This is a genomic window from Caulobacter segnis ATCC 21756 (assembly GCF_000092285.1).
Lineage (GTDB): Bacteria > Pseudomonadota > Alphaproteobacteria > Caulobacterales > Caulobacteraceae > Caulobacter > Caulobacter segnis.
Window position 1 is genome coordinate 4,642,584 of record NC_014100.1, and the last position, 13,039, is coordinate 4,655,622.

The 13,039-nt window shown below is 68.7% G+C and carries 15 protein-coding genes and 2 pseudogenes; 10 read left to right on the forward strand and 7 right to left on the reverse strand.

Annotated elements, in window-relative coordinates:
• Nucleotides 1-8: 8 nt before the first annotated feature.
• The gene (hisB, locus tag CSEG_RS21315; RefSeq protein ID WP_013081301.1) at nt 9-599 is read right to left on the reverse strand and encodes an imidazoleglycerol-phosphate dehydratase HisB; all 591 of its coding nucleotides are present in this window, start codon (nt 597-599) and stop codon (nt 9-11) included.
• Between the two features lie 8 nt (nt 600-607).
• The gene (locus tag CSEG_RS21320; protein ID WP_013081302.1) at nt 608-1,597 is read right to left on the reverse strand and encodes an adenosine kinase; all 990 of its coding nucleotides are present in this window, start codon (nt 1,595-1,597) and stop codon (nt 608-610) included.
• A gap of 147 nt (nt 1,598-1,744) precedes the next feature.
• Here CSEG_RS21320 and CSEG_RS21325 point away from each other — a divergent pair, with 147 nt between their 5' ends.
• Together CSEG_RS21325 and CSEG_RS23835 are read left to right on the forward strand one after the other, a co-directional pair.
• Entirely contained in the window at nt 1,745-2,602 is an 858-nt protein-coding gene (locus CSEG_RS21325; RefSeq protein WP_013081303.1) for an ATP-grasp domain-containing protein, read from the forward strand.
• 31 nt (nt 2,603-2,633) lie between these two features.
• Nucleotides 2,634-2,709, forward strand: a pseudogene (locus tag CSEG_RS23835) (hypothetical protein); the annotation flags it as partial.
• A 4-nt stretch (nt 2,710-2,713) separates the two neighbouring features.
• Here CSEG_RS23835 and nth read toward each other — a convergent pair.
• A complete protein-coding gene (gene nth, locus CSEG_RS21330) occupies nt 2,714-3,427 on the reverse strand; it encodes an endonuclease III (protein WP_013081304.1) in 714 nt (237 codons plus the stop codon).
• A 52-nt stretch (nt 3,428-3,479) separates the two neighbouring features.
• Between nth and CSEG_RS21335 the strand changes: the two genes are divergently transcribed.
• Both CSEG_RS21335 and CSEG_RS21340 read left to right on the forward strand, forming a co-directional pair.
• Entirely contained in the window at nt 3,480-3,956 is a 477-nt protein-coding gene (locus CSEG_RS21335; protein WP_013081305.1) for a DUF2244 domain-containing protein, read from the forward strand.
• Between the two features lie 62 nt (nt 3,957-4,018).
• Entirely contained in the window at nt 4,019-4,930 is a 912-nt protein-coding gene (locus tag CSEG_RS21340) for a bifunctional helix-turn-helix domain-containing protein/methylated-DNA--[protein]-cysteine S-methyltransferase (RefSeq protein WP_041538402.1), read from the forward strand.
• Nucleotides 4,931-5,061: 131 nt separating this feature from the next.
• Here CSEG_RS21340 and hslU read toward each other — a convergent pair whose 3' ends face one another.
• The 3 genes from hslU to hslV are packed head-to-tail and all read right to left on the reverse strand — an operon-like array spanning nt 5,062 to nt 7,758.
• Entirely contained in the window at nt 5,062-6,354 is a 1,293-nt protein-coding gene (hslU, locus tag CSEG_RS21345; protein WP_013081307.1) for an ATP-dependent protease ATPase subunit HslU, read from the reverse strand.
• Nucleotides 6,351-7,127, reverse strand: coding sequence for a DUF4440 domain-containing protein (locus CSEG_RS21350; RefSeq protein WP_013081308.1), 777 nt, complete (start codon nt 7,125-7,127; stop codon nt 6,351-6,353). The genes hslU and CSEG_RS21350 overlap by 4 nt, the downstream gene beginning before the upstream one ends.
• Nucleotides 7,128-7,155: 28 nt before the next feature.
• A complete protein-coding gene (gene hslV, locus CSEG_RS21355; protein WP_167535148.1) occupies nt 7,156-7,758 on the reverse strand; it encodes an ATP-dependent protease subunit HslV in 603 nt (200 codons plus the stop codon).
• 5 nt (nt 7,759-7,763) lie between these two features.
• On the opposite strand from hslV, the gene CSEG_RS21360 reads away from it, so the two are divergent.
• The 3 genes from CSEG_RS21360 (at nt 7,764) to CSEG_RS21370 (ending at nt 10,507) form a co-directional block, all read left to right on the forward strand.
• Nucleotides 7,764-8,504 (forward strand): HesA/MoeB/ThiF family protein, encoded by a 741-nt coding sequence (locus tag CSEG_RS21360; protein ID WP_013081310.1) that lies wholly within the window; start codon nt 7,764-7,766, stop codon nt 8,502-8,504.
• A gap of 93 nt (nt 8,505-8,597) precedes the next feature.
• On the forward strand, nt 8,598-10,109 hold the full coding sequence (locus CSEG_RS21365) for an acetyl-CoA hydrolase/transferase family protein (protein ID WP_013081311.1): 1,512 nt from the start codon (nt 8,598-8,600) through the stop codon (nt 10,107-10,109).
• Nucleotides 10,106-10,507, forward strand: a complete 402-nt coding sequence (locus CSEG_RS21370; protein ID WP_013081312.1) for a group II truncated hemoglobin — start codon at nt 10,106-10,108, stop codon at nt 10,505-10,507. Before CSEG_RS21365 ends, CSEG_RS21370 begins: the two co-directional genes overlap by 4 nt.
• A 94-nt stretch (nt 10,508-10,601) precedes the next feature.
• Here CSEG_RS21370 and CSEG_RS22785 read toward each other — a convergent pair whose 3' ends face one another.
• Entirely contained in the window at nt 10,602-10,730 is a 129-nt protein-coding gene (locus CSEG_RS22785) for a hypothetical protein (RefSeq protein WP_106907267.1), read from the reverse strand.
• Between the two features lie 246 nt (nt 10,731-10,976).
• Here CSEG_RS22785 and CSEG_RS23505 point away from each other — a divergent pair.
• The 3 genes and pseudogenes from CSEG_RS23505 to rpsT all read left to right on the forward strand — a co-directional run.
• Nucleotides 10,977-11,124 (forward strand): annotated as a pseudogene (locus tag CSEG_RS23505) (hypothetical protein); the annotation flags it as partial.
• Nucleotides 11,125-11,447: 323 nt separating this feature from the next.
• Nucleotides 11,448-12,236, forward strand: a complete 789-nt coding sequence (locus tag CSEG_RS21375; RefSeq protein WP_013081313.1) for an enoyl-CoA hydratase — start codon at nt 11,448-11,450, stop codon at nt 12,234-12,236.
• A 146-nt stretch (nt 12,237-12,382) separates the two neighbouring features.
• The gene (gene rpsT, locus CSEG_RS21380; RefSeq protein ID WP_013081314.1) at nt 12,383-12,658 is read left to right on the forward strand and encodes a 30S ribosomal protein S20; all 276 of its coding nucleotides are present in this window, start codon (nt 12,383-12,385) and stop codon (nt 12,656-12,658) included.
• Nucleotides 12,659-13,039: the final 381 nt, after the last annotated feature.

The window sequence follows — 13,039 nt, forward strand, 5'->3', positions numbered from 1 at the left end:
GAGTGTCCTTACAGCACGCCCTTGGTGGACGGAGCCTGGCCGCCGGTCTTCGGGTCGATCTCGACCGCCTGACGCAGCGCCCGGGCCAGGGCCTTGAAGCCGCTTTCGGCGACGTGGTGGGTGTTGTCGCCGTACAAGGTCTCCAGGTGCACGCACGCCCCGCAGTTCATCGCGAACGCGTGGTGGAACTCCTTGAAGAGCTCGGTGTCCATCTCGCCGACCTTGGGCCGCTTGAACTCGACCTTCCAGACCAGGTACGGGCGGTTGGAGAGATCGATCGCGCAGCGCGTCAGGGTCTCGTCCATCGGGATATAGGCCGAGCCGAAGCGGCGGATGCCCTTGAAGCCGTCCAGCGCCTTGTTCACCGCCAGGCCCAGCACGATGCCGGTGTCCTCGACGGTGTGGTGCATGTCGATGTGCAGGTCGCCCTTGGTCTCGACCTTCAGGTCGAAGCCGCCGTGGCGCGCGAAGCTCTCCAGCATATGGTCGTAGAAACCAATGCCGGTGGAGATCGTCGAGGCGCCGGTCCCGTCGAGATCGATCCAGACCCGGATCTGGGTCTCCTTCGTCTCGCGGACCACTTCAGCGGTGCGGGCCATCTGAATCCTTAGAGTCCGTTCTTTTGAGCCAGTTCGCGCAGGGAAACCTGCGGTCGCGGGCCGTAGTGGTCGATCACCTCGGCGGCCGCCAGGCTGCCCAGCTGGCCACAGATAGGCAGCGGGCGGCCCTGGGAAAGGCCGAAGAGGAAACCCGCCGCGTATTGGTCGCCCGCGCCGGTCGTGTCCACGACTTTTTCCACCGGGTAGGCCGAGATTTCGTGCAACTGCCCGTTCGCGGCCACGACCGAGCCCTTTTCGCTGCGCGTGACGGCGGCGATCTCGCACCGATCGGCTAGCGCCTTCACGGCGGCGTCGAAGTCGGTGGTCTCGAACAGCGAGCAGACTTCGCTTTCGTTGGCGAAGACGATGTCGCACTGGGTTTCGATGAAGCCCAGCAGGGCGCCGCGATGGCGATCGACCATGAAGCTGTCGCTGAGCGTCATCGAGATCTTGCGACCGGCGCCGTGGGCCAGGGCGGCGGCCTTGGCGAAGGCGCGGCGCGCTTCGGGCGGATCGAACAGATAGCCTTCCAGATAGGAGATCTGCGCGCCCTCGATGATCTCGGGGTCGACGTCGGCCGGGTTCAGCTCCACGCAGGCGCCCAGATAGGTCGACATGGTGCGCTGGGCGTCGGCGGTGACGTTGATCAGGCTCTGGGCGGTCGCCGGGCCTTCGGCCAGCGGCGGGGTCGTGAAGACGCAGCCGATGGCGTTCATGTCGTGGCGGAACACGCGGCCCAGCTGGTCGTCGGCGACCTTGCCGATGAAGGCGGCCTTGCCGCCGAAGCTGGCCACGCCGGCCACGGTGTTGGCCGCGCTGCCGCCCGAGGCCTCGATCGCCGAGGCCATCACGTCGTACAGGCTGGCCGCCCGCGCCGGATCGATCAGGGCCATCGAGCCCTTCACCAGGCCCTCACGCTCGAGGAAGGCTTCGTCGCACTGGGCGATGACGTCGACGATGGCGTTGCCGATGGCGGCGACGTCGTAGAGCGCGGTCATGGGGCGGAGCAAACCTTTGAAAGAACAGGGCCGTGAGCCCAAACAGCACGGCGATTAAAGGAAGTGGGCCTTCAAGGCAACGCGAGCCTTGCCCACAAGCCTGCGACACTCTAACCGCGCAAGCTTAAAGCAAGCGTGAGCAAACCGATGGTCGATGTCCTGATCCTGGTTCCCGCCCGAGACGAGCCGCGGTTCGCCACGACCTGGACGCCGCTGTTCGAACGCCTGGCCGCGCCGCTGCGGGCCCGTGGTCTGCTAGTCGGCGCCCAGTCCTGGACCGATCCGATCGAGAAGGGCCGGGCCCGCCTCGTCATGCCGTCCCTGGCCTGGGGCTATCACCACCGCCAGGCCGAGTGGTTCGCCCTGCTGGATCGGCTGGAGGCCCAGGGGACGCGGGTGGCCAATCCGGTCTCGGTGATGCGCTGGAACACGACCAAGACCTATCTGGTCGAGCTGGCCGGCAAGGGCGCGCCCGTCGTCCCGACCCACGCCCACGATCGTCTGACGATGGAGGCGGTCGAGGCCGCGCTGGACGCGTTCGGCGTCGACGAGGTGGTGGTCAAGCCTCAGGTCTCGGCCGGCTCGCAGGACACCATCCGCGTCAAGCGCCACGGCGCGCTGGACGGTGGCCCCCAGGGCCCGGCCCTGATCCAGCCCTTCCTGCAGGCCGTGGGCGAGGAGGGGGAGCTCTCCTTGTTCTATTTCGACGGCCATTTCAGCCACGCCGTGGCCAAGGTGGCCGTCGAGGGCGACTTCCGCGTCCAGCCGCAGTTCGGCGGCAAGGTCAGCGAGATCGCCCCCGAACCCGAGGCCCTGCACGCCGCCGAAATGGTGCTGAACGCCGCGCCGGGGAACCTGACCTACGCCCGCGTCGACCTGATCCGCGGCCTCGACCACACGCCCCAACTGATGGAGCTGGAGGTCATCGAGCCCGACCTGTTCCTGGAGCACGCCCACGACAAGGGGGCGGCGTTTGCCGCGGCGGTGATGCGGGCGATTGGCTAGCTCAGCGGGCCCCCACCTGACTTCGCTCCGCGAAGTCGTCCGCCCCCGGAGGGGGCGGAAGGATCCTTCTTCCCCCTCCGGGGGAGGAGCGCGAAGCGCGGAGGGGGCAAGTCACGCTCCCAAAAACAGCTCCCGTGACGGACACAGATCACTGATCTTGCAGATCTCGCACTTGGGCTTCCGCGCCACGCACACATACCGCCCGTGCAGGATCAGCCAGTGGTGAGCCCGGGTCTGATACGGGACCGGCACGATGCGCATCAGGTCCTGCTCGACCGCGTCGGGCGTCTTGCCGGACGACAGCTTCAGCCGGTGCGAGACGCGGAAGACGTGGGTGTCGACGGCGATGGCCGGCTCGATGTCCAGTTCGTTCAACACCACGCTGGCGGTCTTGCGGCCCACGCCCGGCAGGCTCTCCAGCGCCGCGCGGTTCAGGGGAACCTGGCCACCATACTGGCTGACCAGGATGTTCGCCGTGGCGATGACGTTCTTGGCCTTGGTCCGGTAGAGGCCGATCGAGGCGATGTAGGGGATCAGGCCCGCCTCGCCGAGGTCCAGCATCGCCTGCGGCGTGTTGGCGACCTTGAACAGCTTGTCGGTGGCTTTGTTGACGCTGACGTCGGTGGCCTGGGCCGACAGGGCCACGGCGGTGACCAGCTCGTAGGGGTTGGCATAGTTGAGCTCGGTCTTGGGGCGGAGTTCGAGGCCCTCGAACCGCTCGAACAGCACCTCGACCCGTTCGCGCTCGGCCGGAGAAATGCGCTTGGCGGTCTTTTTCGCCGGCTTGGACTTGGCGGAGACGGGTTTGGCCATGGCGCGGACCATGCCGTGATGCGCCCCTCTCGCCAAGCGGGCCGGCGGCTCCTAAATTCGCGCCATGGCCTCGCCGCTCTACATGGACCGGGTGATCGCGCCGCACCGTTCGCTGACCCCCCAGGGCGCGGCGGTGCTGCTGGCTGTGGTCATGGCCTTCAACATCCTGGTGGCGGTGTTCCTGCTGGTGGTGGGCGCGCCGCCGGTGCTGCCGTTCCTGGGCCTCGACGTCCTGGCGCTGTGGCTGGCTTTCCGCGCCAGCGACCGGGCCGCCAAGCGGGTCGAGCGGGTCCAGGTCACCGCCGAGGCCGTGACCGTCAGCCGCGAGGACGAGAAGGGCGCCCGCACCGTCTGGACCTCACCGACCGCCTTCACCCGCGTCGGCGTCGATCTGCCCGGCGAGCATGACGCCCGCGTGCGGCTGATGATCCATCGCAAGCGCCTGACCCTGGCCCGCTCGCTCAGCCCCGACGAGCGGATCAGCTTCGCCAACGCCCTTCAGGACGCCATTCGCGCGGCGCGCGCCGAGCGCTGGTCGTGAGCGGCGACATGGCCGCAAGAACCGGGCGGACGGCGTTATCCGACGCGACTAGCGTGTCGGACATGGCATACGACGCATCCTTCCTTTCGACGGGCCTTCCAGAGGCCGCCAGCCAAGAGCTGGCGCGTCTGGCCGAACGCTCGGTCGACTACCACCGCATGGCCAAGGCGCTCGACTGGCTGGCCGAGCGGTGGTCCGATCATCCCTCGCTGGACGAGGCCGCCCAGGCCGTGGGGCTGTCGCCGTTCCATTTCCAGCGCATCTTCACCCGCTGGGCGGGGGTCAGTCCCAAGACCTTCGTCTCGGCCATCGCCCACGCCGAGGCGCGGCGGTCCCTGGAGGCCGGCGGCACGGTGCTGGACGCGGCCTTCGACGCGGGGCTTTCCGGGCCCTCGCGGCTGCACGACCTGTTCATCGCCCAGGAGGCGGCGACGCCGGGCGAGGTGCGGCGGCGCGGGGCGGGCATGCGGCTACGCTGGGGCTGGGCCCCGACGCCGTTCGGCAAGGGCCTGTTCGTGATGGCCGAGCGGGGCCTGGCGGGCTTGGCCTTCTCCGACGGCGACGATGAGATGAGCTTCGCCGACATGCACCGCCGCTTTCCGGCCGCCGACTGGACGCGCGACGACGCAGCCGCGCAAGGCATGGCCCTGCGCGCTTTCATACGCGGTGGGGGCGCGGGCGGGGAGGGGCCGTTGCCGGTGGTGCTGATCGGCTCGCCGTTCCACATCCAGGTCTGGAAGGCCCTGCTGACTATCCCGACCGGCGCGACGGCCACCTACGGCCAGGTCGCCGCCTGGGCCGGCAAGCCCGGCGCCTTCCAGGCGACCGGCGGCGCCATCGGGGCCAACCCGATCTCGCTGCTGATCCCCTGCCACCGCGCCATCGCCAAGAGCGGCAAGCTCACGGGGTATCACTGGGGGCTGGCGCGGAAAGCGGCGATCCTGGGGATGGAGGCCGTGGCGGCGGCGGGGTGAGTAAAAATCCTCCCCCTAGCGGGGGAGGTGGTCGCGCAGCGACCGGAGGGGGAAGTTCTGCTGAACTTGCTTCTTCCCTCTCTGTCGGCTTCGCCGACACCTCTCCCTTGGGGAGAGGATTTTCTCACGTCCTACAGAATAAACCGGCTCAGATCCGCGTTCGCCGCCAGCGCCCCGACCCGCTCCTGCACATAGGCCGCGTCCACCGTCACCGTCTCGCCGCCACGATCCGCCGCGGTGAAGCTGATCTCCTCGACCACCTTTTCCAGGATGGTCTGCAGGCGACGGGCGCCGATGTTCTCGACCGAGGCGTTCACGGCCACGGCCGCGTCGGCCAGGGCGTCGATGGCCTCGTCGGTGAAGACCAGGGTGACGTTCTCGGTCGCCATCAGCGCCTGGTGCTGGCGGACGAGGTTGGCTTCCGGCTCGGTCAGGATCCGGCGCAAATCATCGCGGGTCAGGCCCTTCAGCTCGACGCGGATCGGCAGGCGGCCCTGCAGTTCGGGCAGCAGGTCCGACGGCTTGGCCACGTGGAAGGCGCCCGAAGCGATGAACAGGATGTGGTCGGTCTTGACCGGCCCGTACTTGGTCGAGACCGTCGTGCCCTCGATCAGCGGCAGCAGGTCGCGCTGCACGCCCTCGCGCGAGACGTCCGCGCCCGAGCGCTGCGACGAGCTGGCGACCTTGTCGATCTCGTCGAGGAAGACGATGCCGTGGTTCTCGGCCAGCTCGAGGGCTTCCTGGGTGAGGGCCTCCTGGTCCAGCAGCTTGTCGCTCTCCTCGGCGATCAGAGGGGCCCAGGCCCCGGACACCGTGGTCTTGTGGGTCTTTTGGCGGCCGCCGCCGAACGACTTCATCATGTCCGACAGGTTGAAGACCGCCGCGCCAGGCTGGCCGGGGATCTCGAAGGTCTGGCCGCCGGTATCGGCCAGCTGCAGCTCGACCTCCTTGTCGTCCAGTTCGCCGGCCCGGATCTTCTTGCGGAAGGCCTCGCGGGCGGCCGTGGAGCCCGGACCGGTCAGGGCGTCGAGGATCCGTTCCTCGGCGGCGCCCTCGGCCTTGGCCTTCACGGCGGCGCGGCGCTTGTCGCGGACCATGGCCAGAGCGCTTTCCACCAGGTCGCGGACGATCTGGTCGACGTCGCGGCCGACATAGCCGACCTCGGTGAACTTGGTGGCCTCGACCTTTAGGAACGGGGCCTGGGCCAGCTTGGCCAGGCGCCGGGCGATTTCGGTCTTGCCGACGCCCGTCGGGCCGATCAGCAGGATGTTCTTGGGCGTCAGCTCGTCGCGGATATCGGCGGGCGCGCGGCGGCGGCGCCAGCGGTTGCGCAGGGCGACGGCCACGGCCTTCTTGGCGTCGGTGTGGCCGACGATGTAGCGGTCCAGTTCGGAAACGATCTCGCGGGGGGAAAACTCAGTCATCGGTCGTTGATCAGGGCCTCGAGGATCAGGCGCCACCCTTCGGGGCGCTTCTGCCAGACATGCATATAGTGCGCGGATTGGAGGTTTGCCTGGGCGTCGGGCCACCGGGCCTCGCCGTGGGTCCAGACGAAGTCGCCGGCGTGCGAAGCGCCGCCGCCTCTGAGCACCAGCGTCATCCGCGCGGGGCGAGCCGCCAGGCGGTCGGTCAGGGCCTCGGGCGTCAGGCCCTCCGCGCCCTTGGGCCCTAGCAGCCAGGCGTCGGCGGCCAGAGCGCCGCGATAGGCGGCGGGCGCGTCGGTCTCGGCCGCCTGGGCCAGGGCGCTCTCGGCGGCCCGGACCTTGTCGAAGGCCAGGGCGGGCGAGCGCTCGCCGGCCGCCGCCGGGGCGTCCAGGACGGTGGGCGCCTCGGGGCCCGGCGCCTTGGAGGCGTCGGCCGCCGCGCCGCCGTCATAGATCCATTTCCAGCCGCCGTTCGGCTCACGACGCCAGATCGTGGCGAAGTAGCCGCCGCGCTTTCCGTTGATCACCGAGGGGCCGACCGACAGCGCCAGGTCCCCGGAGCGCGCCGCCACGACCCTTCGCGGCCACCATTCCAGCCTGGGAGATTTGCTGGAGGGGCGCTTCTCGAACAGCGCCTTGGCGCTGACCGGGCCGGGCGCGAACAGGATGGCGTCGTCGGCCATGTGCTTGAGGAACGAGTCCCGCACCCCCAGCGCCAGCCCGTCGGCGGCGAGCGCCACGGCGAGCCCGGCGCCGAACAGGGTCTTGAGCATGCGGAAATCCTCCCGACGGGAGTAAAGCCTACAAGCTTTCGACGGTCAGGTTACCGTTCGTATAGACACAGATCTCGGCGGCGATGCCCATCGCCTTGCGGGCGATGTCCTCGGCCGAAAGGTCCTGGTCGATCAAGGCCTTGGCGGCGGCCAGGGCGTAGTTGCCGCCCGAGCCGATGGCCGCGACCGCCCCGCCGCCGACGCTCTCGCCCGGCTCCAGCACGTCGCCGACGCCGGTGACGGTGTAGATGGCGGTGTTGTCGGCCACCAGCAGCATGGCCTCCAGGCGACGCAGGTAGCGGTCGGTCCGCCAGTCCTTGGCCAGGTCCACGCAGGCGCGGGCCAGCTGGTCGGGATACTGCTCCAGCTTGGCCTCGAGCCGCTCAATGAGCGTGAAGGCGTCGGCCGTGGCGCCGGCGAAGCCCGCGACGACCTTGCCGCCGGCCAGGCGCCGCACCTTGCGGGCGTTGCCCTTGACGACGGTTGGGCCCATTGACACCTGTCCGTCGCCGGCGATCACGGTCTGGCCGTTCTTGCGCACCGCCAGGATCGTCGTGCCGTGCCAGTCGGGGAAAGTCGAGTTGTTGCCTTGCATGGCTTCGCATGTGGCGAGCCGAAGGCGGAGGGTCAAGCGCGTTGGGGTTTTCGCAAGACGAGGTCGAACGCTACGCCCGCCACCTGGTGCTGCGCGAGGTGGGCGGTCCGGGCCAGCAGAAGCTGAAGGCGGCAAGGGTGCTGATGGTCGGCGCCGGCGGTCTCGGCGCGCCCGCGGCGCTGTACCTGGCCGCCGCCGGCGTGGGGACGATCGGCCTCGTCGACCCCGACACGGTGTCGCTGTCGAACCTGCAGCGCCAGGTGCTCTACGCGGCGTCCGACGTCGGCCGGCCCAAGGTCGAGGCGGCGAAAGAGCATCTGACCGCCCTCAATCCGCACGTGACCGTCGCGACACACCCCGTCTGGCTGGACCCCCAGAACGCCAATGACCTGGTCCAGCAGTACGACCTCGTCCTGGACGGCACCGACGATTTCGCCACCCGTTTCGCCGTCAGCGACGCCTGCCTGGCGCATGGCAAGCCGCTGGTCAGCGGCGCCCTGGGCCGCTGGACCGGGCAGGTCGGCGTGTTTCATGGTCAGCCCTGCTATCGCTGCCTGGTGCCCGAGGTCCCGCCCGACGCCGAGACCTGCGCTCTCGTGGGCGTGGTCGGCGCCCTGGCCGGGGTGATCGGCTCGATGATGGCGCTGGAGGCGGTCAAGCTGATCGCCGGCGCGGGCGAGCCCCTGTCGGGCAAGCTGCTGATCTATGACGCCCTGGCGGCCGAGACGCGAACGGTCAGGATCGGGGCGGATCCGGCCTGTCCTGCTTGCGGCGCGAACTGACAAGACGGATCGTCGCGTCCGGGCTCCTACGGAAGCGACGGCCGCACGCCCATCCGCTAAGGCCTGCCCGCGTACCGCTGGAGTAGCAAAGCCATGAGCCGGATCGCCCTTCCAAGCCTGCAAGCCAAGGTGATGTCGGCCGAGGCCGCCGCCGCCCTGATCGACCCCGCCAGCACGGTGGGCATGAGCGGCTTCACCGGCTCGGGCTATCCCAAGGCCGTGCCGCTGGCCCTGGCCAAGCGGATCGAGGCCGCGCACGCGGCGGGCGACCCCTTCCGCCTGCGGGTCTGGACCGGCGCCTCGACGGGTCCGGAGCTGGACGGCGCCCTGGCCAAGGCCGACGGCATCGAGTTCCGCCTGCCCTACAACTCCGACCCCATCGCCCGCGACAAGATCAATCGCGGCGAGATGGACTATTTCGACATGCACCTGTCCCAGGTCGCGCCCATGGCGTGGCAGGGCTTCCTGGGTCCGCTGGACACCGCGATCATCGAGGTCAGCGGGATCCGCGCCGACGGTTCGCTGATCCCCTCGTCCTCGGTCGGCAACAACAAGACCTGGATCGACCGGGCCTCGAAGGTGATCCTGGAGGTCAATCGCTGGCAGAACCCGGCGCTGGAGGGGATGCACGATATCTATTACGGCACGGCCCTGCCGCCGAACCGCGTGCCGATCCCGCTGACCCGCCCCGACCAGCGCATCGGCGAGCCCTACTTCCGCTGCGACCCGTCCAAGGTCGTCGCGGTGGTCGAGACCGACTCCCCCGACCGCAACCTGCCGTTCGACGCGCCGGGCGAGGACCACAAGGCCATCGCCGGCCACCTCCTGGAGTTCTTCCGGCACGAGGTCGCCAAGGGCCGTCTGCCGTCCAGCCTGCTGCCGCTGCAGTCGGGCGTGGGCAACATCGCTAACGCCGTGATGTCCGGCCTGGTCGACGGGCCGTTCGACAACATGACCGCCTATACCGAGGTGTTGCAGGACGGGATGCTGGAGCTGATGGAGGCCGGCAAGCTGCTGACCGCCTCGGCCACGGCCTTCTCGCTGAGCCCCGAGGCCGCCGCCACCCTGAACGCCGACATGCATCGGTTCCGCGATCGCCTGGTCCTGCGGCCCCAGGAGATCAGCAACCACCCGGAGGTGATCCGTCGCCTGGGCTGCATCGCCATGAACGGCATGATCGAGGCCGACATCCATGGGGCGGTAAACTCCACCCACCTGATGGGCTCGCGCATCCAGAACGGCATCGGCGGCAGCGGCGACTTCGCCCGCAACGCCTATGTCTCGATCTTCATGGCCCCCTCGACGGCCAAGGGCGGCAAGATCTCGACGATCGTGCCGAAGACCCCGCACGTCGACCACATCAACCAAGACGTCCAGATCCTGGTCACCGAGCAGGGCCTCGCGGACCTGCGCGGCCTGTCGCCCCGCCAGCGGGCCGAGCTGATCATCGAGAACTGCTCGCACCCCGACTATCGCCCGGCCCTGAAGGACTACCTGGCCCGCGCCCGGCGCGACTCCTACGGCCAGCAGTCGCCGACCCTGCTGACCGAGGCCTTCGCCTGGCACCAGCGGTTCGTCGAAACCGGCGACATGAGGCCGAAATGAGCGACGCCGCCGAAGCGCCCGCCGCCGAGACCGCGTTCGACCAGATCGGCGGCGCCGAGCGCGTCCAGGCGGTGGTCGACGCCTTCTACGACCTGATGGACACCGACCCGGCCTATGCCCGCCTGCGGGCGATCCACGCGCCGGACCTGACGCCGATGCGCGCCTCGCTGGCGGGTTTTCTCACCGGCTGGCTGGGCGGACCGCGAGACTGGTTCGCCGCGCGGCCGGGCGTCTGCATGATGTCGCTGCACCGGTCGATGCCGATTGACGCCGAGCTGGCGCGGCAGTGGACCGACGCCATGGGGCGGGCGCTGGATCAAGTGGGGGTCGAGGCGGACATGGCCGAGGCGCTGCGCGAGGTGTTCGGGCGGATGTCGGGGAACATGACGACGCGGTGAGGGGGCGTTCGCCTTGGGTCGCCATCCGACCCCCGAGGTCGGTGCGAACCTTACATCTCTTGGAGGCTGCAGCGTGCAGGGCTGACCGGGCTGGTCAAGGACCGCCCTCCGGGCGGCCGCGCGGCGGCGACGCGAAGCGTCGTCCTTGAGCAACCCGGTCAGCCCTTCGATCGTCTCGCCGTGAGATGTAAGGATGGCTCCCGTCGCGGGGGACGGGTTTCACAGGGATAATCGGCCAGCGCCGCAGGCCCCCACCTGACCACGCTTTGCGTGGTCGTCCGCCCCCGGAGGGGGCAGAAGGAAACGCGAGCCTTCTTCCCCCTCCGGGGGAGGAGCGCCGTAGGCGCGGAGGGGGCAAGTACGAGCGTTCGCGGCGCTCTATGATCCGCGTATCCGGAATCGAATCCAGCGATTTCAAACCCTTCCCACTTTTACACCTCGCTGGATCATCCGCGTTGAAACCGCCCTTATCCTTGAACCACCTCGTCGCGAGGAAAGGGCGCATGGCCAGCGACCATCGTGGCGGCGGGGGGCGATCGAGCGGGGACAGGTTCGAGGGGGATACTCGGACGGTCCGGGGACCTGACGCTGGTCAGGCCCGCCCGCCGTCGGCGTGGTTGGAGGCAAAAGGGCGTGTCTGGCTGAAAGCCCGTCCTCTCCGACCGCTGGGGCTCTCGGAAACGGGAGGCCTGGGTCCCGGTAAGGCCTGAATAGGGCCACCCGACGGGACGCTGGCGGATAACGGTCGCGCGGAGCGTCGGGCTTCGTCGAAACGGTATCTACAACCTCACACTCCGGACGTCGTCCGGCGCTCCGCGTCCCTTTCCATCCCTTCAGCGGGAAACCGCGTGAAGTGGTCGCGGCGTGGATGACGTCGCGGCGGGGCTCCCCAACGCCTCGCGGCCCTCTATAAAAAGCGCCAATCCCGCAGGAGACCCCGATGGCCGACTACCAGACCCTGATCGTCGAGGCGCCCGAGAGCGCTCCTGGCGTCACCCTGATCCGCCTGAACCGGCCCGAGGCGCTGAACGCGCTGAACACCCAGTTGCTCGGCGACCTCGCCCAGGCCCTTGGGGCGGCGGAGGCCGACGACGCCGTGGGCTGCATCGTGCTGACCGGTTCGACCAAGGCCTTCGCCGCCGGCGCCGACATCAAGGAGATGTCGGACAAGACCTACGCCCAGATGTTCCGCCAAGACTTCTTCACCGCCGGCGCGCGGGCGGTCGAGCAGTGCCGCAAGCCGATCGTCGCGGCGGTGTCCGGCTACGCCCTGGGCGGCGGCTGCGAGCTGGCGATGATGTGCGACTTCATCCTGGCGTCCGACACCGCCAAGTTCGGCCAGCCCGAGATCACCCTGGGCGTGGCGCCCGGCATCGGCGGCACCCAGCGCCTGACCCGCCTCGTGGGCAAGTCCAAGGCCATGGACATGATCCTGACCGGCCGGATGATGGACGCCGTCGAGGCCGAGCGCGCGGGCCTGGTGTCGCGGATCTTCCCGGCCGACAGCCTGGTCGACGAAGCCCTGGCCGTCGCCGCCAAGATCGCCGCACAGTCGCCGCTGGCCGTCGCCATGAACAAGGAACTGGTCGAAGCCGCCTATGAAACGACCCTGACGACGGGGGTCGCCCTGGAGCGGCGGCTGTTCCACTCGCTGTTCGCCTTCGAAGATCAAAAAGAGGGCATGGCGGCGTTCGTCGAGAAGCGAAAGCCAAGCTTCAAAGGGATGTGATCGGGCTCGAAACGATTGCGTCGATCCGGCCCTCAGGAATCCGCCTGTGGACCGTTGACCCCGGGCGCCGCTTCCCGTATATCCGCGCGCTCTGTTTTCCCTGCTTCGCGGCCGCCCGCGCGGCTGTCCGTTTGAAGGTCCGATCCATGGCCAATAATCCCGGCGCCAAGAAAGCGATCCGCAAGATCGCTCGCCGCACCGAAGTCAACACCGCCCGCCGCTCGCGCGTGCGCACCTTCCTGCGCAAGTTCGAAGAAGCGATCGCCAAGGGTGACGTCGCCGTCGCCAAGGCCGCTTTCGTCGAAGCGCAATCGGAACTGATGCGCGCCGTTTCGAAGGGCGTGGTTCATCCGAACACGGGTTCTCGCAAGGTGTCGCGCCTGGCGGCCCGCCTGAAGAAGCTGGATAAGGCCGCGGCCTAGTCCAGATTCTAGACGAACGCCGTTCGTCGAGCGAATTCAAGTATTTACGAAAGCCGATCAGGGTTGCCTGGTCGGCTTTTGCTTTGAATCCAACGTCCTGTTCCTGACGTTGCAAACTGTGATCTGAGAGCGTGTTCCGGGTATTCCCTTGCGGGGCGAGGGCCTCTCGCGAGTCAACAGAAATATCCGCGACCGGACGCAAGTTTTCCGTTTGACCAGCCTCCGCCGCTGGCTAGTTTAAGCGTCTCAACGCTTCTCCAGTCTTGAACAAAACAAGGCGGCGGCGGACCGATCGTGTTCGCCGAGTAAGAACCTGTGTGCGTTGAGGAACCGGTCGCGCGCCATGGGGGGCGGCGGCTGATTGTATGCGGCGGTTACTTT